Here is a 26,113-nt window from a genome sequence, read left to right as displayed (position 1 = left end):
TTTTGAATCAATCATATTGTAACTGGTAAATAAATATAAAAATTTAAATGGAGGTATTCAAATGAATGAATCAAAATTAAAAACAAAAGATTTAGTTAACATCGGCATTTTTTCAGTGATTTATATGGCGTTATCCATGGCGGTAATGTTTATTCCTGTGTTTTCTCCGATACTTTGGTTATTATGGCCAGCAATGACAGGCATAATATGTAATTTTATTTACATGTTGTTGGTCTCTAAGGTGCCAAAACCAGGAACGGCTTTACTTTTGATAGCAATTACAGGGATTATATATTTTGCTATAGGAGAATGCACTTTTACAATTGTCATAACTTGCGTTATTGCAGGGGTTTTAGCAGAAATTACTAGAAAAATTTTGGGATATAAAAGTCAAAAAAGCGTAATAGTATCTTCAGGATTGATTTGCATTGGGTTGATTGGCTCACCATTGCCTATGTGGTTGTTCCAAGAATCTTATATGAAGTCTATTATTAAAATGGGAATGAGTCCAGAATATGTAAATAAATTACAAACTTTAATTTCAATTCCAACACTTATCGGGATGATCATTACTGCATTTATTGGAGGAGTCATTGGTGCATATATAGGTAAAGCAATGTTCAAAAAACGTTTTGAGAAAGCTGGAATTATGTAAATGGAGGGTATTGTAAGAGGCATTATAAAGCTAAATCCACTAACTGAAATCATTTTTTTGATTTCAGTTAGTATTATTAGCTTTGCAAATAATAGCTTAAAATTAGATTTTTTTATTCTTTTAATTGTTGCTATTATAGCGTTATTTATGGGACTTGTTAAAATATCTTTAAAGGCATTATCTATGTTTGTATTATTACAGGGATTGAAATATTTTGTTTTGCCGATTCTACCAGATGTCATATCAGCACATTTTGGATTATTGGTGATTCATGCTCCTAAGTTAATACCGATTTTTTTAGTTGGTCAAATTCTTGTAAAAACTAATCCTATACGAAATATTATGTATGCCTTAAAAATGATGCATTTTCCAAAAAGCCTAATTATTTCTCTAGCAATAGGCATCAGATATTTTCCATCTTTAAGAGAAGAAAAAATATTAATCTCAGATGCAATAAAAATAAGAGGCGTGACTGGATTTAAAAAGATACAATTAGGACTAATATCATTAATAGTTACAGCTTCTAATACCGCAGATGAATTAGCTCAGGCTATTACAGTAAGAGGGATAGAAAATCCTGCAAGAAAGACTTTTATGGATGATGCAGGATTTAACATTTGGGATCTAATAATTATTCTATTATGCATTCTGATGTTCTTTAATTTAAAGTTCAAGTTATTTTTATAAGAGGTACGAAACATGATTAATATAAATGAAGCTTCATATTCCTATAAGAGAAGCTTAGAAGAACAGTTAAAGAAAATTTCAATAAAGATTAATCAAGGAGAAGTTATCTTATTATGCGGAAAATCTGGTTCTGGGAAAACAACTATAACAAAATTAATCAATGGATTGATTCCTCATTTTTTAGAGGGAAATTTATTAGGAAATATTTTTATAAATGGGATAAACACAAAACAAATGAAGATATATGAAATTTCTGAAAAAGTGGGAACAATTTTTCAAAACCCCAAAACACAGTTTTTTAATTTAGATTCAGATAGTGAACTAACATTTGGATTAGAAAATTTAGGTGAAAACCCTGATAAAATAAAAAGACAAGTTTTTAAAGTGGTACGTGATTTGGGAATTGAAAGATTAAAAAACAGAAATGTTTTTATGATGTCAGGTGGAGAAAAGCAATTACTTGCTATTGCATCTATTTATGCTACCAATCCAGATGTATATGTGTTTGATGAACCTTCTGCAAATATTGATGAGTATGGCATTGAAAGAATAAGAGAGATGCTTATAAATCTTAAAACTCAGGGCAAGACAATTATTATTTCTGAACATAGACTCTATTATTTAATGGATTTAATTGATAGAGCTATTTATTTACAAGACGGAAAAATAAAATATGTTTTTTCAAATGTGGAATTTTCTTCAATTAGTGATGACTCACGAAAGAAACTAGGACTTAGAACTTTTGTAAGAAAGAAAAATGATGATTTTGCAAATCCTGTCACATTTTGTGAATCTGATGACTTTGTAGTTTCAAATTTAGAATATGAAAATAAGAAACAAAAAATTTTAGATAAGATAAATATTTCCGGAAACAAGGGAGATATTATTGCAATAACAGGTAAAAATGGTCAAGGAAAAACAACATTAATGAGAATTTTGTGTGGACTGTTGAAAGAAAACGAAGGAAAAATAAGCTATAAAGGAAGTCCCATAAAATATAAAAAACGAAGAAAACTTTGTTATATGGTTATGCAAGATGTAATTCATCAGTTTTTTTCGGAATCTGTAAGAGATGAATTTAGTTTATTTGATTCTAAAATAGATGAAAAGCAAATAGATAATATTCTAGAAAAATTAGATCTTAAAAAATTAGATAATCGTCATCCTATGTGCTTATCAGGAGGTCAAATGCAGAGACTTTCTGTAGCATTGGGGATGTTAATGAATAGAGAAATTATTATTTTGGACGAACCAACGAGTGGACTTGATTATACAAATATGCTCGAAATAAGCAAAGTCATTAAAGAATTTTCAAATAATAAAATTATATTTATTGTTACGCATGATAATGAATTGATTGATAGTACATGTAATAAATTATTGGAAATTTGCGATGGCAGAATAAAAAGATTTTATGAAAGAAGGTAAAAGATGGATATCTTAAAGGGACATAAAAGCAAGATTTTCGCAGCTGTATTCATTGCGATAATAGGAGTAGGATTTGGTGTAATACCTTATTTTTCTGTAGCAGCCATTATTAATAACTTGGTTGCAAAAAATGCAAATTTAAATAATTATTATCCATATATTTTTGCTGTATTTTTGGGATTTTTGGCAAGTATATTATTTCATGAAATATCTACTATTATTTCTCATAATCTTGCCTACAGGATTATTGAAGATAAAAGAAAGTTATTAGCTGACAAATTAAGTAAAATTTCTATGGGAGAAGTTGAAAGAAAAAGCAGCGGACAGTGGTCTCAATTTATGGTGGAAACACTTGATAAAATGGAAAAACCGATTGCTCATGTGATTCCAGAAGTTATTGCTAATATATTCATTCCTATAGTATTGATCATAACAATTTTTATAATGGACTGGAGAATAGGAATTGCAAATTTACTTACAATTCCATTAGGATTATTGTTCTCAATGTTAATGATGCGAGGTTATGAAGAAAAATCTAAAAGATACCAAGAAGCAGCTAAAGCTATGAATACGACAATGGTTGAATATGTAAATGGTATTAAAGTTATAAAAGCATTTAATAAATCAGCATCATCATTTGGGAAATTTAGAAAGACTGTTGAAGAGAATAAGAACGCAATGCTTGATTGGTATTTGAGTGTTTGTTTTTCAATGACAGCAACTATGGAAACTATCCCGTCAACTATGGTATTCGTTTTACCAGCTTCATTGTATTTCTTTATGAAGGGTAGTGTTGAAGTAGGAACTCTTATCACGTGTATATTGCTATCATATGCTTCATATAAACCATTAATAAAAGCTATGAGTCATATGGAAACAATAGCAAATATAAAAGTTGTATTTGAAGAAATAAAAAAAATAATGGAAATTCCTAACTTAAAAAGAGGAGAAGAAGTAAGAGATATAAAATCTTATGATGTAGAGTTTAAAGATGTTACATTTGCATATGAAGAGTCAAAGAATGTATTAAATAATATTTCGTTTAAAGCAAATGAAAATGAGTTAACTGCAATCGTTGGAAATTCAGGTAGTGGAAAGTCTACTATTACAAAACTAATCGCAGGATTTTGGAATGTTTCTAATGGAGAAATTTTAATTGGAAAAACAAATTTGAACGAATTGCCTTTAAAACAGAATATGGAGCTTGTTAGCTATGTATCGCAAGAAAACTTTCTTTTTAATAAAACAATATTAGAAAATTTAAAGATGGCGAAAGAAGATGCGAGTATGGATGAAATTAAAGAAGCTTGTGAAAAAGCGAGTTGCTATAATTTTATAAAGGGCCTACCAAATGGATATGAAACTATTGTAGGGAAGGGAGGAGCAAATCTTTCTGGAGGAGAAAAGCAAAGAATTGCAATAGCTAGGTGTTTTTTAAAGAATAGTCCTATTGTACTACTTGATGAAGCAACAGCATATTCTGATCCTGACAATGAATCAGTTATTCAACAGTCTATTGATAAGTTAATTAAAGATAAAACAGTGATTATGGTAGCTCACAGGTTATCTACAATTGTAAATGCAAATAAAATAATTGTGGTGGATAATGGAGAAGTAATTGAAGAAGGCACTCATAAACAATTACTAGAGTTAAATGGGAGATACAAAAAAATGTGGGATGTATATACAGAATCTAAAGAAATCGAGGTGATATAAAGTGAGAGAATTGATAAAAACTTTATATGAGGTGTCAGGGTCATATTCAAATAAAATAACAAAAATGCTTATTTTTGATGTATTTAAGGGAGTATTTGAAGGAGTTTCTTTAGGTGCAATTCTATTATGTTTGACCAAAATTTGTGAAAATATATTTACGAACCAAAGCATTTTAATGAAAGATGTGTATATTGTTTTTATTATTGCAGCTATAAGTTTGGTGGGGAAAATTATATTTGGATATCTGGCTGATAAAAACAAATATATTGCTTCGTACAATTTAGGAGCAGAAAATAGATTATATATTGGTGATCGTTTAAAAAATGTAAACATGGGATATTTCAGCACAAATTCTTTAGGGAATATAGCAGGAGCATTGTCAACTGTTATAGGTGAACTTGAAACAATAGGAGTTTTTATTATTGAGCAAATGCTTGTAGGTACAATACAGACACTAATTATGGTTATTTTCATACTACCTTATGATTTTGCAACAGCTATAATTATATTGTTGACTTTGATTGTTGGAACCTTAGTAAACTTATTCACACAAAAAAGCACAGATCAACTAACAGAGAGATTGTTAGGACTTAAATTGGATTTAAGTGAAAAAATGCTTGAGTATGTAAATGGGATAGGAATAACTAAAGCATTTGGAAAAGATAAAAATACAGTCAAGGAACTAAACGAAAGTATTACAAAAAGTCGCAAAGGCTTCCTTGCTGTAGAAAAAATTTTAGTTCCAACACAGTTTTTATTCTTGTTAGTATTTAAACTTGGTATTTGTGTGATAATTTTTAGTTCTATAATAAGATATTTATCAGGGGATATTGAAGTTACTAAAGCTATTATATTAATTGTTATGAGTTTTGTTGTTTTTTCTGGATTTGAATTAGCAGGAAGTATGCAGAGTATTAAGGGTGTTGCTGTACGAAATCTTAATACTGTTATAAATTTAAGAAATTTGCCTGTAATTGAAGAAGGTGAAATGACAGAAGTAGATAAAGCAGAAATATCAATGAACAATATTTCATTTTCTTATGGAAAAGAAAATCTTTTCAATAATCTAAGTATGCTTGTTCCAGATGGAAAAACTACTGCTCTTGTTGGATTTTCAGGAAGTGGTAAAACAACACTTTGCAATTTAATGGCGAGGTTTTGGGATGTAAATTCTGGCGAAGTAAAAGTTGGAAATCTAAATATTAAACAGTACAAGTATGATGAATTGCTTTCAAATTTTAGCTTTGTTTTTCAAGACGTGTATCTTTTTGATGATACCATAAAAAACAATATTAAGTTTGGTAATCCAAATGCAACAGATGAAGAAATGATAGATATTGCCAAAAAAGCTCAGTGCCATGATTTTATTATGAAATTGCCACAAGCTTATGAAACTGTTTTGCAAGAAGGGGGTTCAAATCTATCGGGTGGTGAGCGTCAACGAATTTCTATTGCAAGAGCCATGTTAAAACCGAGTAGGTTTGTAGTTCTTGATGAGGCAACTTCAAGCGTAGATCCAGAAAATGAAAAAGAATTATTGATTGCTTTGAAAAACTTATTAAAAGGCAAAACCGTTATTGTAATTGCACACAAGCTTTCTACTGTAAAAAATGCAGATCAGATAGTTGTTTTAAAAGATGGTGTTATAAAACAAGTAGGAACACATAGTGAACTTGCATCTAAACATGGAATATATAAGGATTTTATTGAAATCAGAAAACAATCTGAAAAGTGGAAGATTTAAATTTGAGTAATAGATCAATCTTAATTTTTGACGAACCTACAAGTGGTTTGGATTTTAAGAATATGAAAAAAGGAGGATGATTTTATGAAACAAGATATGAAAGAACAATTATTAAGCAAAAGACCTATAGACCTACTTTTTCAATTATCTATCCCTGCTGTAATAGGAATGATAGTAATAGGTCTTTATCCACTAATGGATGGAATTTTTGCAGGAAATATTATAGGACAAACTGCAATGACAGCTTGTGGTGTAGCTATGCCACTTACCTTTTTTAATAGTGGAGTATCTACACTTATTGGTGTAGGTTCAGCATCGGTTTTATCAAGAGCTATAGGAAAGGGCGACAAAAAAACAGTTGATAAAATTATGGGGAATTTAATATTTTGGGTTATTCTATTCTCATCAATTATTACAATAGGCGGAATTTTACTTGCACCACATTTTTTAGATATGGTTGGAGCAAGTGGAGAAATTAAAGAATATGGTATCAGATATTTACGAGTAATTTTTATTGGTTCTTTATTTGTAAACTTTACTCAATCAGCAAACATGGTTATGCGTGGAGAAGGATTAATGAAAAAAGCAATGCTCATTATGGGGCTAGGAGCTTTTTTAAACATAATTCTTGATCCCATTCTAATGAAATTAATGGGAAAATATGCAATTGAAGGGGCTGCACTTGCAACTATTACAGCACAATTTGTTCAAGCAATAATAACACTCCATTACTTCAAATATAAAAGTAAAGCAGTAAAAATAAATAAAATCAAACCTGATCAGGAAATAAAAAAAGAAATGTTTGGCGTAGGGTCATCTGCTATGATGATGCAAATTTTATTTATGATTCAACAAACAATGCTATATAAAATGTCATTTAAATATGGCGGAGATACAAATGCTATCTTGATGGCAGCAACACTTAGAATATATGCCTTTTCATTCATTCCACTTTGGGGAATGAGTCAAGGTTTACAACCTGTAGTTGGTACAAATTTTGGAGCGAAAAAATACGATAGAGTAAAAGAAGCTATGAAAGTATTTTCTATCGGAGGGTTAGTTCTTGCATCAATATTTTGGGTGCCAGCATTAGCATTTTCAAAGAATATTCTTTCTTTGTTTGGAGTAGAAGAAAGTATTATAACTCAAGGGATAGGGAACTTTAGACTATTTTATTCTATCTTTATCCTATATGGAGTAATGGTAATGACTATAACATTCTTCCAATCAATAGGAAACGCTAAAAAAGCTGGCATAATAGTCATGCTAAGGCAGTTATTTTTATTCATACCTGCCATGATTATTTTACCAATGATATTTGGAGTTAAAGCAGTATGGTTTGCAGAACCCCTTGTAGATTTAATTATGATAATAGTTGGTGTAGTAATGATGTTTGGGGAATTAAATAGGATGGATAAAATTAGTTTGAAAAATTCAAGTAATGAATAATAAGTGGGTTTATTTAAAAGAATGGAGGGAAATATGCAAATAAATATAATTAAAGTACATTTACCTTTTTTCTTTGGTTTACGCTATTTACAAGTTAGATAACTCAGTTAAAAAATTAAATACAATTACTATTAGAAAGAGTTTTTTTCATTCTAGAGGACTAACCATGCCCAAGAGCAGGAGTCCTCCTTTTTTTGTCTGAAAACATAAAGACAAAAAAGAATGGAGGAAACATAAATGACAAAAGAATATTACCTTTATGTCGGTGGGCAAAAAATCAAAGTAAGCGAGCAGATATACAAAGTCTACTGGCAAGAAAGAGAACATGAAAAATATTTAGAGCAGGTGGACAAGAAAAACCACTTGCTCTTTTTTTTCGTCCCTAAATCATGATGGGAATTTCGAAGATAATTTAGAGGATAAAAACGTTGATGTAGAAAAAGTTGTAGCTACACAAATGATGATTGAAGCACTAAAAAGTGCTTTGTCAAAGTTAAATAGGGATGAGCGGGAAATCATAGAAAGATTATATTTCAATGATGAAACACTTCGTGCAGTAGCGAAGACTCAAAATATCTCACATCCAACTTTAATTAAAAGACGAGATAAAATTTTAGAAAAACTAAAGAAATTTATAGAAGAACTATAAATTATGGTTACCAAAGAGGGCAAATTTTCCTTTATAAAGTGAAGGGGAATTTTGTCCTCTTTTATATAAAAAAAGAAATTAATAGAAATTTGAACCTTGACAACTGAATAGACCAAGACAGGACATTAACCATTTGTGGAGCTTTATAATTTCTTCGCCATAACTTTTCTGCTGATAAGGATTTCGGTTTAAATAAATACTCTAGTTTAAAAGAAGGATAAAAGAAAACGAGCGACAAAAAGAAATTATATATTCAACCTAGGAAATTGATGCATTGAAGCAAATGGGGATAATGATACTTCTACAGTTGTTGCCGGCTCATCTTGAAAAGGGGCGGTGGTGAAATTCCAATGTCGTGACCTACACGCCTGTTAATGTCAAAAAACTTAAAAATATTGAAGATAAGGAGAAGATATTATGTGTGATGAACATAATATAAATACAGAAATGAAAACAGATAAAAAAGATAAACAGATGATAAATCAAATTGATGGTTGGAATATAGAAGTTAAATTTAATGAAAATGGATTTAGCTTAGAAAATTTAGTAGAGGAATACATCAAAGAAAAATTTTCTGTCTATTAGGGGCTGACAGAAAATATAAGGAGCGTTATAATATTTTTGTGGAAGCCTAGCCTTGGTTCGATTTATTGTATGTAAATTGAATTAAAGGAGGCTTTTTTATGTTTAAAAACAATTTAGCAAAAGAAAATTTGGCAGTTATGTATTTAAGATTATCAAAAGAAGATGGCGAAAAAACAGAAAGTAACTCTATATCTAATCAAAGAGAAATTATAAACTCTTATGCAAGAAAAAATCAAATTACAATTGTCAAAGAGTATGTGGATGATGGGTATTCAGGTGCAAATTTTGATCGTCCCAATTTTAAAGAAATGATAAAGGCTGCCTATGATAGAAAGTTCAATACAATTATTGTAAAGGACTTATCAAGATTCGGAAGAGATTATATAGAAGCTGGAAAATATATTCAAAGAATATTTCCGGAAAACGGTATAAGATTTATATCAGTAAATGACAATTACGATAGTAAAAGTGCAGATATAAACGATACACACCTTATACTTCCTATAAAAAACTTCATCAATGACAGTTATTGCCGAGATATTTCCAATAAGGTAAAAAGCTCTCAAAAGATAAAAAGAGAAAAAGGAGACTTTATCAGTGCTTTTGCACCTTATGGATATAAAAAGTCTGAGGAGAATAAAAACAAGTTAGTGATTGATAAAGAGATATCAGATATTATCAAAAATATATTTGATATGAAACTCTTGGGATATTCCTCAAAGGCAATTGCAGATGAACTAAATCATTTAGGAGTTTTAACTCCAAGAAAATATAAAGAAAGTCAAGGATTTAAGTGTAATGGATTTCAAAATACAAAAGGTGGAACTTGGTCAGCAAAGACAGTAAATAGAATTATAGAAAATGAAGTATATATTGGAAATACTTTACAAGGAAAGAGTGTTACTTTAAGTTATAAAAATAAAAAGCAGATAGAAAAAGAGAAAGAAGAATGGATAAGAGTAGAAAATACCCATGAATCAATTATAAGTAAAGAAGTTTTTACTATTGCAAATACTATGTTAAAAAGAGATTTGAATAATTCTCGTGGAAAGGACAAAATTGATATTTTTACAGGAATGCTTTTTTGTAAAGAATGTGGAAGTTCTTTGATTAGAAGGACTGTAAAGTATAAAAAAAGAGAAGAGATATTCTATATCTGTTCAAAGTATAACAAGGAAAAATCTTGCACAAGACACAGCATAAAAGAAGAAACCTTGATAAAAGCAGTATCTAAAATAATGAAGTCCTACATTGAATTTAATGAAAATCTATATTCTAAAGTTCAGCGTATAGATATAAATAAAAATTTGAAAGACAATCAAATTCCTATACTAAAACGAGAAAAAGCAATGACAGAAGAACTCTTATCTTCCCTATACCTTGACCTGAAAGAAGATGTTATTAGTAAAGAAGAATATCAACTTTTTAGAAAAAACTATACAGAGAAACTGACTAAATTAGATGAAAGTATCGAGTATAGATTGAAAAAACAGGAATATACTAAGGAGAAGATTGACAAAAATAAGAGTTGGATCATCGACATTAACAAATATAAAAATTTATCGGAAATAGATAGATTGTCTGTTGTGATGCTCATTGATAAAATTTTTATTTCTGAAGATAAAACGATAGATGTTAGGTTTAATCATACCGAAGAATTGTCTTTACTTGAAGAAATGACAAAAATGGATAAGTCTGACATTAAATCTAACACCATAAAAAAGAAAAGTATCGATATAAGCAGGAAGTCAAAAACTATCCCCACTGTTATGAATAAAAGTCTTGTAAGTGCTGAAAGTGAGGTATGCTATGGCTAGAACAAAAAATAGGCATATATCACAATCAGAAACAGAAGTTGGAAAAGTGATTGAAAAAATATACATTGCCGGTATTTATGCTAGATTATCACAGGAAAGAAAGGAAGCTTACAGGGATAAAAGTAATTCACTTGAAATGCAGGAAGAACTTTGTATAAATGCTGCAAAAGAAAAAGATATAAAGATTTTAAGAGTATACAAGGACTATGAATATTCTGGAACAAATTTTAAAAGACCTGCATTTATTGAAATGATGGAAGATATCCGAACAGGTAGGATAAATTGTATCATAGTAAAAGATATGTCAAGGTTTGGTAGAGAGTATTTAGAAATCGCAAACTATATCGAAAAAGTATTTCCATTTTTGGGAGTTCGATTTATTTCCGTAAATGATAATTTGGATACTAAAGACGGTATAAAATCAGAACAGAGTTATGAAATAGCAGTAAAAAATATCTTCAATGATTTATACGCAAAAGATATTTCAAAGAAAATAAAAGCCTCCAAAGAAATAAAAATGAAACAAGGGTCTTTTATAGGAGCAATGGCTCCGTATGGCTATAAGGTTGATAAAATTGATGGAAAAAGAGTTCTGATGATGGACGAAAAGGCAGCAGATGTAGTAAGACTTATCTTTTATATGGCAAGTCAAGGTGAATCCAATATGCAAATAGCAAGAGAATTGACTAAAACATATACGACACCTGATGAATATAAAAGAACAGGTAAAATTTTTAAGGATAAAGAAGATACAAGACAATGGGATATTTCTTATATATCAAAAATGCTTTCTGATGAAGTATATATTGGGAATTTGATTCAAAGAGTTTACTCAAATAGACATGATCCAAGTAGGAAAAGTAAGTTTCGTGATAAAGAAGAGTGGATTATAACAGAGAACACCCACGAAGGTTTAATAGACAAAACTACATTTGAAAATATCAGAGAGATAAAGGAGAAAAAACAAAACTATCTACCTTACCATTCACTGAAAAACATAATAAAAGACGGAAAAGAAAATGTTGGAGTAAAAATTCAAAGAGATCATAAAAAAGAAGGAAAGTATGACGACCTCATACAATGCAGTGTTTGTGGTAGAAATTTGAAAAAACAATATGGACCACGAGGACTGAAATATCATGATGAGATTTGCTATTGCTATTATTGTAAAGGTGGAGACAGATTAAAATTAGAAAAATCTCATGTCAGAATATATGAAACAGACCTAGACAAAATTTTAGTAGATACCTTTAAAAGACTGTTTTCAAGCTTTTATAAAAAGGATAAAAGATTACGACTAAAAATATATTTAGAAAATATAAGTACTGAAAAGATAAATCAAGTTTCTCTAAAAACAGATGTAAATAATAAAAAGATTGCTTCTCTTAGGATCAATCTACAAGAACAATATGAAAACTATGTTAAAGGAGAGGTTCTTTTAAGTGATTTTAAAATAGAAAGTAAAAAAATAAATAATCAAATAAAAACCTTAAAAAATGAATTAAAAGTTTTTGCTGAAAGAATAAGAAATATAAAAAAGAAAAAAAGAGAAATTATAGAATTTATAGATGTACTATTTTGCTGCTTGGATGCTAAAAGCATAGAAGTTGATAAAGAATTGGTCGATACATTAATTAGTCATATAGAAATATCAGAGTATAAGCAGGTTACCATATATTTTAAGTTTAAACTTGATAAAGATGTGGGAAAGCAGTTGGAGGTAGAGCATGAATAAGATAGCTATATATTTAAGACTTTCTGAAGAAGATTATCACAAAGTGGATGAAAGTGAAAGTATAGCAAATCAAAGAGATTATATAAAAAGCTACATTGAAAATGAAACATCTTTAAAAAGTTGTGAAATAGAAGAATATGTAGATGATGGATATTCTGCTACTAATACAAATAGACCTTCCTTTTTAAGGCTTATTGAGGATATAAAGAGTGGTAAAGTGGGAACTATAATTGTAAAAGATATGTCTAGGTTTTCAAGAGATTATATTTTGCTTGGGGATTACTTAAGCAATATATTACCATTTCTAAAAATACGATTTATTGCTATTAATGACAACTATGATTCTTTAAAAGAACAAGGTAATGGCTTAGATACAGATACACAGTTTAAGACATTGTATTATGATTTATTCAGTAAGGAATTATCTGAAAAGGTAAGAGGTTCTATTAGGCAAATTAAATCGCAGGGGAAAAATATAAATTGGGCAGCACCTTTTGGATATATTAAAGATCCAAAAGATAAACATAGTATCATCATTGATGAAAAAACAGCTTTTATAGTTAAAGAAGCTTTTGATTTATTGCTAAAAGGATATTCGTGTATTCAAGTGGCTAATATATTTAATGAAAAAGGTTATATTACACGCTCTGAACGAAAAGAAGAACTGAAACTTTCTGATTATACTGGAAATTTAATTACCGGAAGTGAAGTAAAGAAAAGAGTTTGGACAAATGCAGCTATCTCACAGATTACAAGGAACGAACTATATACAGGAGATTATGTATATAATAAATTCAAAGAAACAAAAATAGGTGGAAGAAAAAGAATTTTACTTCCTGAAGAGGAGTGGAAAATACTTCCAAATACCCATAAAGCTATTATTTCCAGAGAAGTGTTTGATAAGGTTAAGAAAATAAAAGAAAAAAGAAGTTTTGGGGGATATACAGGAAATAAAAATCGTTCTATTTTTTCTGATAAGATTTTTTGTAAAGAATGTGGTAGACATATGAGTTTTCGATGTGACAGTAGACAAAAGAAGAATTCTGATAAAATATACAAGTATAAAAGTTATTATTGTAATTTATGTAAAGCTGAGAAAACACCAAACAATATCAAAGAGAAAGATATTATTGAACTTATAAAACCCAAATTAAAAGATTTTAAGATACAAAACACATTAAATGAAGAGAAAGTCATAGAACACAAGAATGTGAAAGACGAGATTCTAAAGGAAATATCCATATTAAACAGTAATTTACAAATCATCTATGAAAACTATAAAAAGAAAAATATTTCGAAAGAGGAGTATCTAAAGGAAAAAACTTTTATCAAAGATAAAAAGATATTATTGGAGAGTAAGTTGGAAGAATTGAAGTCAGAGAAGATTGATTCAAGGAAAGAAATGGATATTACAGTCTTAGACGAAGAAAGTTTATTGAAGGCTTATTTAGACAATAAAATTGATAAGATAATTGTATCAAGAAGTGGAGAAATAGAAATTGTAGAAATATAGATGGATAGTATTAAAAGTAACTCATAATCTCGCCAACTTTAATTTTAATACGCCAAAATGTAAATAATGACGAGAAAATTTGCGGAAATAAATAGTACTGTTTACTATGAGTTGATAGGGTAAATATTTAGGAACAAACAAAAAAATGATATAATTATAGTTAAAATGAGATATTGTGAGGTGATTTTTGTGTCTAAAATAAATGTGGAAGGATCAGAAATTAGCATTATTGCCATAGATAATAGAGATTATATTTCTTTAACCGACATGGTTAGAAATGTTGAAAATGGTGTGGCACTGATAGAAAAATGGCTAAGGAATAAAAATACAATTGAATTTTTAGGAATATGGGAAGAAATGTATAATGCGAATTTTAATTCCACCGAATTCGAGGGAATTAAAAATGAAGCAGGTTTTAATCGTTTTATTTTATCGGTTAAACAATGGGTCAATAAGACGAATTCTATCGGAATTATTGCCAAAGCAGGAAGATATGGTGGAACATATGCACATAAAGACATAGCTTTTGAATTTGCGTCGTGGGTATCACCTTATTTTAAGCTCTATCTTATTAAAGAGTTTGAGCGCTTAAAAGAAGAAGAACAAAAACAATTAGGTTGGGATATCAAGAGGAATTTAGCAAAGATAAATTACAAAATTCATACAGATGCAATTAAGAATAATCTTGTCCCTGAAAAATTATCAAAGGAAAGAATAAACTATATCTATGCAAGTGAAGCAGATATATTAAATGTAGCTTTGTTTGGAATGACAGCAAAAGAATGGCGTGAAAGTAATCCGGAGTTAAAAGGAAATATGAGAGACTATGCTGATATATCACAATTAGTGTGTTTATCAAATCTTGAGAACTTAAATGCTGTTTTTATAAATGAGGGAATGGATGCAACTGAAAGGATAGAAAAATTAAATGCAATTGCTATTGAACAAATGAGGATTCTAACAGAAAGTGAACGTATAAAAAAGTTAAAATAAAAGTTTTGTATATAAATTAGGCGATAGAAATATCGTCTAATTTTATGTAACAATTGCTTGACATTGTAGGGTAAGTCAACTCTTTTAGAAGGCATAGCTATTGCGCTGGGTCTAAACCCAGAAGGTGGGTCCAAAAATTTTAATTTTTCAACAAAAGAAACTCATTCAGAACTCGGGAGCTTATTAGAAATAGCCAGGGGACCAAGGAGAGAAGAGGATGGATTTTTTCTTAGGGCCGAATCCTTTTATAACGTCGCAACAGAAGTTGAAGAATTGGCAGTGTCTGGTCCCACAAATTTTTATGATTCTTATGGTGGAAAGTCACTTCATGATCAATCCCACGGCGAGAGCTTTAGGTCTTTAATCATAAATAGATTTAGACCCAAGGGACTTTATCTTCTAGACGAACCTGAGGCAGCACTTTCACCAACATCACAAATGTCTCTCCTCTGTGTAATAGATGAACTAGTGAAAAAAGACTCACAATTTATAATTGCAAGTCACTCTCCAATTATCCTCGCCTATCCCAATGCAGATATCTACGAGTTTAACGAAAATGGACTGGAGAGGACAACTTATAAAGAAACAGATTCCTATAGTGTGACCAAAGCATTCTTAGATGACCCTGAAAGAATGATGAACTTATTATTTGATGAAGAATTATAACTCGACTATGTCGGGTTATTTTTTTTTAAAAAATTTTATAGACTAAGTAAATCTTGTCACTTGATAAATTAAAAAATAATCATTAAGTTCTTCATAAAAAAAGAAAGAAATGCACCATAAATGAGAAATTTCTCGCGTTTTTGATATAATAAGATTATGCGAAAGGAGTTACTATGCTAACAGGTGAATTGAGAAACAAGGTGGACGCAATCTGGACAACCTTATGGACAGAAGGTTCGACAAATCCACTTACAAATATAGAACAGATTACATACTTATTATTTATGAAGGGCCTAGACCAACTGCAACTTCAAAAGGAAGAAGATGCAAATCTTTTGGGCCTAGACTTTGAGACAATCTTCCCAAAGGACAAGCCAAACTACAGGTGGCACGTCTTCAAAAATCTTGGGTCAGCTACAGAAATGTTTGAACTCATGCAGGGAGAAATCTTCCCCTTTATAAAAAACTTGCAGGGAGAAGACGGGGACACTTCCTTCTCAAGATACATGAAGGAAGCAAACTTCCAAATCAATAAACCACAAACCTTGCAAAAAGTTGTGACAGCTATAGACCAACTTCCTACAGAAGACAACGACATCAAGGGCGACATTTACGAATACCTATTGTCAAAACTTCAAACATCAGGTACCAATGGACAGTTCCGTACACCAAGGCACATCATCAAGATGATGGTTGAATTAGTAGAACCAAATGCCGAAGATGTCATTTGCGATCCTGCCTGTGGAACATCGGGATTTTTGGTTGCGGCATCTGAATACCTTCGTGACAATGACAAGGACTTTATGTATGACCAGACTAAGTCACACCACTTCCACAACGACATGTTTTATGGTTACGACATGGACAACACCATGCTTAGGATTTCTGCCATGAATATGATGCTTCACAATGTAGACAATCCTCAAATCAAATACCAAGATTCTCTCTCAGAAGACAACAAGGACAGGGCAAAGTATTCACTTATACTTGCCAACCCACCCTTCAAGGGATCTCTTGATTATGAATCAGTTGCCAACGACCTCTTGGCCAATATCAAGACAAAGAAGACCGAGCTTCTCTTTGTAGAATTAATTTTAAATATGCTAAGGTCTGGAGGAAGGGCAGCAGTAATTGTTCCTGATGGAGTTCTCTCTAGTTCATCAAAGGCCCACAAGGACCTGAGAAAGGAATTAGTGGAGAACAACGACCTAAGGGGAGTTATCTCCATGCCAAGTGGAGTCTTCAAACCCTATGCAGGAGTTTCCACTGCTGTTTTGATTTTCGTCAAGACCAATAAGGTTGGTAACACAAAGAATGTTTGGTTCTACGACATGGAAGCAGATGGCTATTCACTTAACGATAACAGGACACCAATAGAAGACAACGACATACCAGATATAATTGAGGCTTTCAAAAATTTAAGCGACCAAGAGGACAAGCCTCGCACAGGGAAGTCTTTCATGGTTGACAAGGTAGAGATAGCGGAAAATGACTACGACCTTTCCATCAACAAGTACAAGGAAATAGAATATGAAGAAGTGGAATATGACCCACCTCAAGTTATTATTGGGAGGATAGAGTCCATGGAAAGAGAAATCCAAGATGGGCTTGAAGACTTAAAAAAGATCCTAGGTGACATGTGATGGAATCGGTTAGACTAGGTGATATAGTAAAAATCATTAAAGGAAAAAAAGTTGAAGAATCAACAAACGAGTCAGAAAAAGCAATTAGATATATACAAATTGAAGATTTAAGAAATGATGACAATCTAAAATATACCGAAGACTCTAAAGCAATTATAGTAAATAAAGAACACATACTAATTGCTTGGGATGGAGCTAATGCTGGTACAATTGGTTTTAATTTGGAAGGAGCAATTGGAAGTACTATATCTGCTCTAGAAATTAATGGATTATATAAAAATAATTTGTCCTCAGAATTCTTAGGATATTATTTAAGGTGCAAAAATTACTATTTGAGGGCTACAACTACGGGGGCAACTATCCCACATATTTCCAGGCCTGCTTTGTTAAAACTTAAAATTCCAATAATTAATATTAAGAATCAGCAGAAAATAGTTGATGCCCTAAAAAAATTAGAAGAATTAATGAGTAGAAGAAAAAAACAAATTCAATCCTATAATGATTTAATTGAAAGTTTATTTTTATCTTCTATAGATAATTCGAAGTATGAATTAATAAAGATTAATGACTTGATTTTAGAAAAACCTAAACGATTGTCAAAAGATAATAAAAGTTCTATTTCATATTATGATATATCATCTATTGATAATTTGAAAAATGTGATAAAGGAAGAAAAAATTATAACAAAAGCAAGTGATAGACCTGGAAGGGCAAAACAAATATTAGAAAAAAATGATATATTACTATCTAATGTTAGACCAAACTTAAAAAACATTGCTTATTTTGATTTTAATAGTACTTGTTTAGCTATTGGATCAACAGGGTTTACTGTTTTAAGAGCAGATATAAAAAAAATAAACCCAAGATTTTTATTTTATAGTGTATTAACTGAGGAATTTACAAAAAAGCTTTTAATTAATTCTACTGGAGCAAGTTATCCGGCAGTTAAAGAAGAAATAGTTAGAAATCAAACTATTAAAATACCACCAATAGAATTACAAAATAAATTTGCTGACTATGTAATAAAAATAGAAGAGGAAAAGAAAAAGCTAAGATCTTCTCTTGCTGAACTGGAAACACTTTTTGACGCTCTTATGCAAGATGCTTTTTCTGGAAATTTATTTAAGGACTGAGAGGGGAGGTAGACGTGGGCAATTTTGATTTCTTATTAAACAATAAAAACTACAAGGACTTCGCAGAGGCTTGCGTTGATGCCGAGAGGTCTCTTATTATATCTACAATAAATGCTGCTTCTGCCACAAGACGTGCCCTAGAACTTGCAGTCAAGTGGGTCTACAAGGTGGACACTGACCTTAGCCTGCCCTACAGGGACAATTTGTCTTCTCTTACAAGACACAAGGACTTCATAGATATTATCGACCCAGGACTTGATGAGTTAATTCTCTACATCATTAAGCTGGGCAATCTTGCAACCCACACCAATAAGAAGATTGATAAGCAAAAGGCTGTGGCTTCTCTCAGGAACCTCTTTGCCTTTGTTGACTGGATTGACTACTGCTATGGAGACTCTTATGTTGAGAGGACTTATGATGAAGGACTTATCCCAAGCCTTGACAGTGTTAGGGAAAAGTTAAATAAGTCTGAGACTGAAGACCTTAATCGCAAGAGGGAAGAGGAAGTTGACAAGGCCCTTGTGGACCAACGTCAAGAAACTCCTGATGATCTTCAAGAGAAATTAGTTGAGAATAAAAATAAAAATCAAAATAATTCTGATATTACTTATAAGATTGACCCAAGGACAGAGGCCCTCACTCGCAAGGAATTTATTGACGTGGACCTTGAACTTGCTGGCTGGCAAATCAACAAGAACGTAATCTTTGAAGTTGAGATAGATGGGATGCCAAACACTTCTGGCAAGGGCTATGTTGATTATGTCCTCTATGGCAAAGACGGTCTGCCTCTTGCTCTTGTTGAGGCAAAGAAGACTTCTGTTGACCCAAAGGCTGGAGCCCACCAGGCCCATCTCTATGCGGAGTGCTTGGAGAAGAAATACGGGAGAAGGCCCTTCTACTTTAATTCCAATGGTTTTGTAACTTGGTTTACTGATGACGAGAGTCAAAGGCTTGTGTCTGGTTTTTATAGTCAAGATGACCTTCAAAGGATAATGGACCGAAGGCACTTGAAGAAGTCTCTTGCAAGTTATTCTATTAATGATGACATCACAAACAGGTATTACCAAAGAGACGCAGTTGATGCCAGCATTGAAGCTTTTAGAAATAATCGCAGGTCGGCTCTTCTTGTTATGGCAACGGGAACTGGTAAGACTAGGACGGCAATTTCTATTGTGGACATTCTCACTAAGGCCAATGCAGTAACCAACATCTTGTTCTTGGCTGATAGGACTGCCCTAGTTAACCAAGCCATGAGAAATTTCAACTCTCTCTTGCCTGATTTAAGTCTTGCAAACCTAACTGAGGCCAAGAAAAACAGCAAGGACATAAGGTCTAGTAGGATGATTTTTTCTACTTACCAAACAATGATCAACTCCATTGACAATGTTCTTGATGACAAGGGTGACAGGCTCTTCACAGTTGGACATTTTGATTTAATTATTATTGACGAGGCCCACAGGTCAATCTATCAAAGGTACAAGGATGTCTTTGAATATTTTGATGCCAAGGTTCTTGGTTTAACTGCTACGCCTAGAGATGACATTGACAGGAATACTTATGAAATTTTTCATTTGGAGGACAATGACCCGACTTATGCTTATGAATATGAGGAAGCTGTTAAGGATGGGTACTTAGTTCCTTATAATAGGATTGAAACTGTTTTAGAGTTTCCTAGTGAAGGAATTCATTATAGCAACTTGACTCCTGAAGAGAAGGAGAGATTCGATGGCATTTTTGGACCAGATGATGAGGGCTTTGATATTTCTGGATCTGATGTTAACAGATGGGTCTACAGTATTTCAACTGTTGACATTGTAATCAATGACTTGATGGAGAGGGGAATTAAAAATTCATCGGGAAATGAGATAGGTAAGACTATTGTCTTTGCCAAAAATCAATTGCACGCTGAACTTATAAAGGAAAGGTTCGACATCTTGTATCCTGAAAAGGGACCAGAATATGCCCAGGTCATAACTCACACAGTGACCTATGCCCAAGATCTAATTGACAGGTTCTCAGTAAAGGATAAGCTTCCGCAAGTTGCCATATCTGTCAATATGCTTGACACTGGTATAGATGTGCCAGAAGTTGTGAACTTAGTTTTCTTTAAAGACTTGTTCTCAAGAATTATGTTTATGCAGATGATTGGAAGGGGAACAAGACTCTGCAAGGACTTGTTTGGTCCTGGACTTGATAAGAAGGACTTCTTGATTTTTGATTATGGTGGAAACTTCAAGAGGTTTACTGATGGAAGTCCAGTAGTTAATCCACCTCTTGTTAAGTCTCTTTCAGAGAGAATCTTTGCAAGTAAAGTAAAGATTGTTATGGCTCTCCAAAATTTAAAATATCAAGAGGATCCTTATAAGAAAATAAGGGATGACTACGTAAGTGAACTTATTAATGAGATAAGGGCCTTGGATACAAACTCCTTTAGAGTGAGGAAGAGGATTGAAGTCGTTAGTAAATTTAAGAAGATAGAGGCTTGGACTAACTTAAACAATCAAGATATTCTTCAATTAGAAGATGAGGTCGCACCAATAATTATTCCGCCAAAGGACCATGAGATGATTCAAAGGTTTGATTTAAGTGTATTGAGTCTTGCTCTTGCAATACTTGAAGGTGGAACAAGTAAGTCCTTAATAAGACTTATAAGAGAGACTTGCAATGACATTATGAAGCATGGCAATATCCCTGCAGTCTTTGATGAGAAAGATTTTATTATTGATGTGGCAGGTGAAGACTTCTGGAAGGACATAGACTTTTTGAAACTTGAAGATATGAGGCTTCGAATTAGGAATCTTGTTCCATTAATTGAGGTCGGTCCTAAATCTAAATATTATGTGGACTTTGAAGACACAATTATCTCTGTTGAAGAACATGGGACCGAGTTCTTTGCCAATGACCTTTCATCTTATAAGGAGAAGGTTGAAAACTATATAAAGATTTCTGTCAAGGACGATGAAGTCTTGCAGAAAATTTATAGGAATGAAATCTTGAGTCAGGATGATATCTCTAGTCTTGAAAAAATTCTTTGGCAGGACTTGGGGACTAGGGAAGACTATGAAAAAGAATTTGGTGACATGAAGATTCTAAAACTCATTAGAAAGATTAATGGTCTTGATGAAGAGGCAGTGAGAAAAGCTTTTGCAGACTTTCACAAGTCCACAAAATTAAATTATATTCAATCAAAGTTTTTATCAACTGTGATGGAATATATAATGAAGAATGGTTACTTGGACCCAAGAGACTTTCAATATGAACCCTTTAAGAGTCTCGGCTCAATTAGCAAGATTTTTGAGGATAATAGAAATGATTTAAACTCCATCCTTGGAATTATAAGGGAAATAAATTACAATTCAGAAGTTGCATAAATTTATTTAAGAGAAGGCTTAGGCTTTCTCTTTTTTTATTTTTTATAAATAGAAATTTAATGAATACAAATAAAAACTTCCCCAAAAATTAAAACTTATGGGGAAGCTTTTTGTGAGAATGTTAAATAAAAGAGTTTTTTAAATTTTATAAATTTTCAAGAGCTTGTTCTACGTCTTTGATTATGTCTTCTGCATCTTCAATGCCAACGGACATTCTAATTAAATCAGGGCTAATGCCAGCGTGAGCAAGTTCGTCGTCATTCATTTGTCTATGTGTTGTGGAAGCAGGGTGGAGGACACAAGTTCTTGCATCGGCTACGTGAGTTACAACTGCTGCAAGTTTTAATCCATCCATGAATTTTGTCGCTGCTTCTCTTCCGCCCTTTATTCCAAAGGCAATTACGCCACATGATCCATCTGGTAAATATTTTTGTGCAAGCTCGTGTTGTGAATCATCTTCAAGTCCAGAGAAGGATACCCAAGAAATCTTGTCATGGTCTTTTAAATATTTTGCAAGGGCAAGGGCATTTTCGTAGTGTCTTGGCATTCTCAAGTGAAGTGTTTCTAGTCCAATGCTAAGATAAAATGAGTTTTGTGGGGAAGGAATACTTCCAAGGTCTCTCATTAATGTTGTAGTCATCTTAGTTATATAAGCTCCCTTGCCAAAGGTCTCTGTAAAGACAACTCCGTGATAAGATTCGTCTGGAGTAGTTAGTCCAGGATACTTGTCTTTATATTTTGACCAATCAAAGTTTCCTGAGTCAACAACAACTCCACCAACAGAGTTGGCAAAGCCGTTCATGTATTTTGTTGTTGAGTGAGTGACAATGTCTGCACCCCATTCAATTGGTCTCAAGAAAATTGGTGTAGGGAAGGTGTTGTCTACAATAAGTGGAACTCCATGGTCGTGAGCAGCTTTTGCAAAAGTTTCAATATCCAAAACACTTAGTGATGGGTTGGAAAGAGTTTCTCCAAAGACTACTTTAGTGTTTTCTTTAAAGGCTTTATTTAATTCTTCTATGCTAACATCTGGTTCAACAAAAGTTGCTTCTATGCCAAGATTTTTCATTGTATTGGCAATTAGGTTGTAAGTTCCACCGTAGATTGCTGATGAAGCTACAATGTGGTCACCTGCCTTTAAAATGTTAAGTAGGGCATAGAAGTTTGCAGCTTGTCCTGATGATGTCAATATACCAGCAACGCCTCCTTCAAGAGCAGTGATTTTATTTGCTACTGCATCATTTGTTGGATTGGCAAGTCTAGTGTAAAAGTAACCGGCTTCTTTCAAGTCGAAAAGATTTGCCATTTGCTGAGATGAATCGTATTTAAAAGTTGTAGATTGAACGATTGGGACAACTCTTGGTTCACCATTCTTTGGTTCATATCCTGCTTGCACACATAGGGTTCCTAAATTTTTCTTTGTCATATTATCCTCCTAGATTTTATAAACTTGTCGGCAGCTCAAAAGGAAATAGTTTATATATAAAGCTTTTGTAAAATAAAAAAAGCTCCCGTCCCATAAAGGACGAAAGCTTGAGCTTCGTGTTACCACCTTTTTTTATTATTTTATCGCGAAAATAACCTCATAGAGTACCAACATACTCCGAACGCTATAACAGGCGTACCTGTCGCAGCCTAAACACTTGTCTCGGTGCGAAGACTCCAAGGCCATGTTCCAAAGTATCCATTTTGATTTCTTTCACCAAATGAAATCTCTCTGTAAAAACTTTTACAATGTACTCTCCTCTTCAAAGTCTATGTGTTGAATTATAAGTTGAGAAAATTTTTTTGTCAAGGATATTTTTTTAATTTTAAAAATTTAATTATTCATACTTCAATATCTTATTTGATAATCTTGTAAATATTAAGAATTCCACTAATGAGAATAAGAACATTTTTATTAATTCATCTTTTTTTATTATTTCAAAATGATTTGTTGTAATGGCGAGTTTGCTTGAAGCTATAATATTTTGAAAAATTGGCAATATATTTTGTGCTACAAGGGCGAAGCCAAAAATTGAAATCAAAATAGAGATAAGAACTATTAAACCTAAAGACTTAAATTTCAAACTTAGGTAATTCATTATGGAAATTATTGGAATTGAAGATAGGATGCTTATCCCAATGTAGTAAAAGTAGAGGCCCAGCCCTTCAATTTTAAATCCGCAGATGAATTTTCCACTCATGATAAATAAAACTATAAAATAAATTTGACATAAACTTATTAGTATTAGGGCAACAATAGATTTACTCATTATAAAACTAATATTTTTTATTGGGCTAGTTCTAATTAATTTTAGACCAGCCTTATGTTCCACTGACCAAAGACTTGAAACAATAATTGCTATAAGGGGGATTATAAAAAACATGAAGTAAAATAAGGATGTTTGTGTCCAAAGACTTTCCCATTTATTTTTTAAAATTTCTTGATTTTGCAAATAGTTTATTGTCCCAAAGATATTTGCAAGAAGGGGAATAATTAATATTGTAGTTAAGAGTGAAAATAATTTTAATTTTTTAAATTCTATTTTTAACATGAATACCTCCTAGATGTCCTTTGAAAGTGAAAATTTATTAAGTCTTGTGATGTAAATTAAAGCGAGAATAATATAAATTAAACTTATTGGCAATGTGAGATAATTTATATTATTCATAGTCTGTATAAAAACTTGTCCTTCTCTTACATAATTTATATTTAAAATAGTGGCGAAGAGTCCAAAGGGATTTATTTGTGATAAAAACTTTGATGTTAGCATAGTAATTATTCCAGACATTGCTCCCACAATTGAAAAGAAAAGAGAGAAGTAAATCTTTTTACTTTTAATTTCAATTATTGTGAAGATCATGATGATAGAAATGTTAATTGATAAAGTCGTTAAAAAGTAAATTATTATTCTTTTTATTAAGTTTATGTCTAAGTCAAAGTTTATATTTTTACTTGCTAAGAATATAATTATCAACCACTCAATAATTTGGAGTGAGAAAACATTTATGGACAAGTTTTTAATTTTACCCAACAAAATCTTCTGAACCTTTAAGCCAAGACTTATTTGCATTTGCCACATATTATTTTTCTCTTCAATCTCAATTACTTTTTTCACAAGTGATGATAGTGCAATGGGATTAAAGAATAAGGAAATTGCAAGATAAGAATCTAATATTCTTGCAAGAGGATACTTGTTAGATTGAAAGTCTTTTGTCTTGAAGGCAATAAGGATAGAAAATAAATGAATTGCAAATAAAATTAAAAGAGTGAAATTTAATTTTAGTCCCTTATTCTTTTTTATTTCTAGATTTTTCATGAGATCACCTTGCACTTGTTTCTTTAATAAATAATTTTTCAAGACTTTCTTTCCTTTTTTCAACCCTATAAATATCAAGATCTTTCACAAGAGTCTTAATTATTTTTGCAACTTCTTCTTTACTCTTGTTACCTAGGACTAAATAGTCGTCAATTATATTTTCTTGAGATAAAGCTAGGATTTTTGAAGCCTTAAGATTATCTGAGGTTTTTAAGACAATTACTGGTGGATGAAGTTCTCTATATTCTTCTAGGGAACCACTGTAAGTTAAGGATCCATTTTTAAGGATTCCTATGTGAGTTGAAATTTTTTCGATTTCATCCAAGATATGTGACGAGATTAAGATGCTGGTATTTGAATTTTTTACAATTCTTTTGAACAAGTCCCTCATCTCTTCAATGCCATAAGGGTCAAGTCCATTAATGGGTTCATCTAATATTAAAAATTTTGGGTTCCCAATAAGGGCGATGGCAATACCCATCCTTTGCTTCATACCAAGTGAAAATTCTCTGACCTTTTTGTCTTTACTTTTTATTAGTCCCACATCTCTTAGCGTTTTATCAATCTTGTCTTTATTTATATTTTTCATATCACAGATAAGATCTAAGTTATCATAGGCAGTGAGATGGTCATAAAAAGATGGGGCTTCTATTAAGGAACCTAAATTTTTATTTGTTTCCTTTTGATTTTTTTCATTTATTTCTTTTCCGTATAAAGTTATTTTTCCTGAATCCTTCTTTACTAAACCTAGGATAGATTTCATTAGAGTGGACTTACCAGCACCATTGGGTCCTATCAGTCCAAAGATACTTCCTTCTTTGATTTCTAAATTAATATCTTTTAAAACTAAATTTTTTCCATAAGATGTATTAAGGTTTTCAATTTTTAAAATATTATTCATTTTCTTCTCCTCTCTTTTTAGTAAATTAATTATATTAAGTTGCTATCACATGGAAATTTTATCTAGATTACTTTTACATCACATTTTCAAATATCAATTTTTATTGTGATAAAATTGATTTAAAGG

The 26,113-nt window shown here is 31.6% G+C and carries 19 protein-coding genes, 1 pseudogene and 1 other annotated feature; of the genes and pseudogenes, 16 read left to right on the top strand and 4 right to left on the bottom strand.

What is annotated here, in order from left to right:
* Positions 1 to 61: 61 nt before the first annotated feature.
* The 16 genes and pseudogenes from DRZ96_RS07995 to DRZ96_RS07920 all read left to right on the top strand — a co-directional run bounded on the left by DRZ96_RS07995 (position 62) and on the right by DRZ96_RS07920 (position 21,784).
* A complete protein-coding gene (locus DRZ96_RS07995) occupies positions 62 to 655 on the top strand; it encodes an MptD family putative ECF transporter S component (protein ID WP_002842188.1) in 594 nt (197 codons plus the stop codon).
* On the top strand, positions 656 to 1,342 hold the full coding sequence (locus DRZ96_RS07990; protein ID WP_000398547.1) for an energy-coupling factor transporter transmembrane component T family protein: 687 nt from the start codon (positions 656 to 658) through the stop codon (positions 1,340 to 1,342).
* 12 nt (positions 1,343 to 1,354) lie between these two features.
* On the top strand, positions 1,355 to 2,770 hold the full coding sequence (locus tag DRZ96_RS07985; protein WP_094210128.1) for an ABC transporter ATP-binding protein: 1,416 nt from the start codon (positions 1,355 to 1,357) through the stop codon (positions 2,768 to 2,770).
* Positions 2,771 to 2,773: 3 nt separating this feature from the next.
* Positions 2,774 to 4,486: an ABC transporter ATP-binding protein gene (locus tag DRZ96_RS07980; protein WP_048950572.1), complete on the top strand. Its 1,713-nt coding sequence runs from the start codon at positions 2,774 to 2,776 to the stop codon at positions 4,484 to 4,486.
* Position 4,487: 1 nt separating this feature from the next.
* Positions 4,488 to 6,230, top strand: coding sequence for an ABC transporter ATP-binding protein (locus DRZ96_RS07975; protein WP_094210127.1), 1,743 nt, complete (start codon positions 4,488 to 4,490; stop codon positions 6,228 to 6,230).
* Between the two features lie 84 nt (positions 6,231 to 6,314).
* Positions 6,315 to 7,679: an MATE family efflux transporter gene (locus DRZ96_RS07970; RefSeq protein ID WP_112890257.1), complete on the top strand. Its 1,365-nt coding sequence runs from the start codon at positions 6,315 to 6,317 to the stop codon at positions 7,677 to 7,679.
* A 237-nt stretch (positions 7,680 to 7,916) separates the two neighbouring features.
* Positions 7,917 to 8,328, top strand: a pseudogene (locus DRZ96_RS07965) (RNA polymerase sigma factor).
* Between the two features lie 417 nt (positions 8,329 to 8,745).
* Positions 8,746 to 8,913 (top strand): hypothetical protein, encoded by a 168-nt coding sequence (locus DRZ96_RS07960; RefSeq protein ID WP_000332792.1) that lies wholly within the window; start codon positions 8,746 to 8,748, stop codon positions 8,911 to 8,913.
* 98 nt (positions 8,914 to 9,011) lie between these two features.
* Positions 9,012 to 10,730 (top strand): recombinase family protein, encoded by a 1,719-nt coding sequence (locus DRZ96_RS07955; RefSeq protein ID WP_112890256.1) that lies wholly within the window; start codon positions 9,012 to 9,014, stop codon positions 10,728 to 10,730.
* Positions 10,731 to 10,776: 46 nt separating this feature from the next.
* A complete protein-coding gene (locus DRZ96_RS07950) occupies positions 10,777 to 12,465 on the top strand; it encodes a recombinase family protein (RefSeq protein WP_236587181.1) in 1,689 nt (562 codons plus the stop codon).
* On the top strand, positions 12,458 to 13,978 hold the full coding sequence (locus DRZ96_RS07945; protein WP_112890254.1) for a recombinase family protein: 1,521 nt from the start codon (positions 12,458 to 12,460) through the stop codon (positions 13,976 to 13,978). Before DRZ96_RS07950 ends, DRZ96_RS07945 begins: the two co-directional genes overlap by 8 nt.
* Before the next feature lie 189 nt (positions 13,979 to 14,167).
* Positions 14,168 to 14,971, top strand: coding sequence for a KilA-N domain-containing protein (locus DRZ96_RS07940; protein ID WP_022620611.1), 804 nt, complete (start codon positions 14,168 to 14,170; stop codon positions 14,969 to 14,971).
* Between the two features lie 279 nt (positions 14,972 to 15,250).
* Entirely contained in the window at positions 15,251 to 15,637 is a 387-nt protein-coding gene (locus DRZ96_RS07935; protein WP_236587180.1) for an AAA family ATPase, read from the top strand.
* Positions 15,638 to 15,810: 173 nt separating this feature from the next.
* Entirely contained in the window at positions 15,811 to 17,280 is a 1,470-nt protein-coding gene (locus tag DRZ96_RS07930; protein WP_112890252.1) for a type I restriction-modification system subunit M, read from the top strand.
* A complete protein-coding gene (locus DRZ96_RS07925; protein WP_112890251.1) occupies positions 17,280 to 18,413 on the top strand; it encodes a restriction endonuclease subunit S in 1,134 nt (377 codons plus the stop codon). Before DRZ96_RS07930 ends, DRZ96_RS07925 begins: the two co-directional genes overlap by 1 nt.
* A gap of 14 nt (positions 18,414 to 18,427) precedes the next feature.
* Positions 18,428 to 21,784: a DEAD/DEAH box helicase family protein gene (locus tag DRZ96_RS07920; RefSeq protein WP_112890250.1), complete on the top strand. Its 3,357-nt coding sequence runs from the start codon at positions 18,428 to 18,430 to the stop codon at positions 21,782 to 21,784.
* 145 nt (positions 21,785 to 21,929) lie between these two features.
* Here the strand turns inward: DRZ96_RS07920 and DRZ96_RS07915 are convergent, their stop codons facing one another.
* From DRZ96_RS07915 to DRZ96_RS07900, 4 genes are all read right to left on the bottom strand, one after another.
* Complete coding sequence (locus DRZ96_RS07915) at positions 21,930 to 23,210, bottom strand: O-acetylhomoserine aminocarboxypropyltransferase/cysteine synthase family protein (protein WP_112890249.1); 1,281 nt, start codon at positions 23,208 to 23,210, stop codon at positions 21,930 to 21,932.
* A 92-nt stretch (positions 23,211 to 23,302) separates the two neighbouring features.
* Positions 23,303 to 23,545: a binding site (T-box leader), on the bottom strand.
* Between the two features lie 62 nt (positions 23,546 to 23,607).
* Positions 23,608 to 24,321: an ABC transporter permease gene (locus DRZ96_RS07910; RefSeq protein WP_112890248.1), complete on the bottom strand. Its 714-nt coding sequence runs from the start codon at positions 24,319 to 24,321 to the stop codon at positions 23,608 to 23,610.
* 9 nt (positions 24,322 to 24,330) lie between these two features.
* Entirely contained in the window at positions 24,331 to 25,086 is a 756-nt protein-coding gene (locus DRZ96_RS07905; RefSeq protein ID WP_112890247.1) for a hypothetical protein, read from the bottom strand.
* 4 nt (positions 25,087 to 25,090) lie between these two features.
* The gene (locus tag DRZ96_RS07900) at positions 25,091 to 25,987 is read right to left on the bottom strand and encodes an ABC transporter ATP-binding protein (RefSeq protein ID WP_112890246.1); all 897 of its coding nucleotides are present in this window, start codon (positions 25,985 to 25,987) and stop codon (positions 25,091 to 25,093) included.
* Positions 25,988 to 26,113: the final 126 nt, after the last annotated feature.

This window comes from Peptoniphilus harei, assembly GCF_900454685.1.
Lineage (GTDB): Bacteria > Bacillota > Clostridia > Tissierellales > Peptoniphilaceae > Peptoniphilus_A > Peptoniphilus_A harei.
This window is presented reverse-complemented; position numbering and strand designations above follow the sequence as displayed.

What these genes read in the sequence shown, in the direction of transcription:
- DRZ96_RS07995 (WP_002842188.1), top strand. Translation starts at nt 62, where the DNA reads ATGAATGAATCAAAATTAAAAACAAAAGATTTAGTTAACATCGGCATT.
- DRZ96_RS07990 (WP_000398547.1), top strand. Translation starts at nt 656, where the DNA reads ATGGAGGGTATTGTAAGAGGCATTATAAAGCTAAATCCACTAACTGAA.
- DRZ96_RS07985 (WP_094210128.1), top strand. Translation starts at nt 1,355, where the DNA reads ATGATTAATATAAATGAAGCTTCATATTCCTATAAGAGAAGCTTAGAA.
- DRZ96_RS07980 (WP_048950572.1), top strand. Translation starts at nt 2,774, where the DNA reads ATGGATATCTTAAAGGGACATAAAAGCAAGATTTTCGCAGCTGTATTC.
- DRZ96_RS07970 (WP_112890257.1), top strand. Translation starts at nt 6,315, where the DNA reads ATGAAACAAGATATGAAAGAACAATTATTAAGCAAAAGACCTATAGAC.
- DRZ96_RS07960 (WP_000332792.1), top strand. Translation starts at nt 8,746, where the DNA reads ATGTGTGATGAACATAATATAAATACAGAAATGAAAACAGATAAAAAA.
- DRZ96_RS07955 (WP_112890256.1), top strand. Translation starts at nt 9,012, where the DNA reads ATGTTTAAAAACAATTTAGCAAAAGAAAATTTGGCAGTTATGTATTTA.
- DRZ96_RS07945 (WP_112890254.1), top strand. Translation starts at nt 12,458, where the DNA reads ATGAATAAGATAGCTATATATTTAAGACTTTCTGAAGAAGATTATCAC.
- DRZ96_RS07930 (WP_112890252.1), top strand. Translation starts at nt 15,811, where the DNA reads ATGCTAACAGGTGAATTGAGAAACAAGGTGGACGCAATCTGGACAACC.
- DRZ96_RS07925 (WP_112890251.1), top strand. Translation starts at nt 17,280, where the DNA reads ATGGAATCGGTTAGACTAGGTGATATAGTAAAAATCATTAAAGGAAAA.
- DRZ96_RS07915 (WP_112890249.1), bottom strand. Translation starts at nt 23,210, where the DNA reads ATGACAAAGAAAAATTTAGGAACCCTATGTGTGCAAGCAGGATATGAA.
- DRZ96_RS07910 (WP_112890248.1), bottom strand. Translation starts at nt 24,321, where the DNA reads ATGTTAAAAATAGAATTTAAAAAATTAAAATTATTTTCACTCTTAACT.
- DRZ96_RS07905 (WP_112890247.1), bottom strand. Translation starts at nt 25,086, where the DNA reads ATGAAAAATCTAGAAATAAAAAAGAATAAGGGACTAAAATTAAATTTC.
- DRZ96_RS07900 (WP_112890246.1), bottom strand. Translation starts at nt 25,987, where the DNA reads ATGAATAATATTTTAAAAATTGAAAACCTTAATACATCTTATGGAAAA.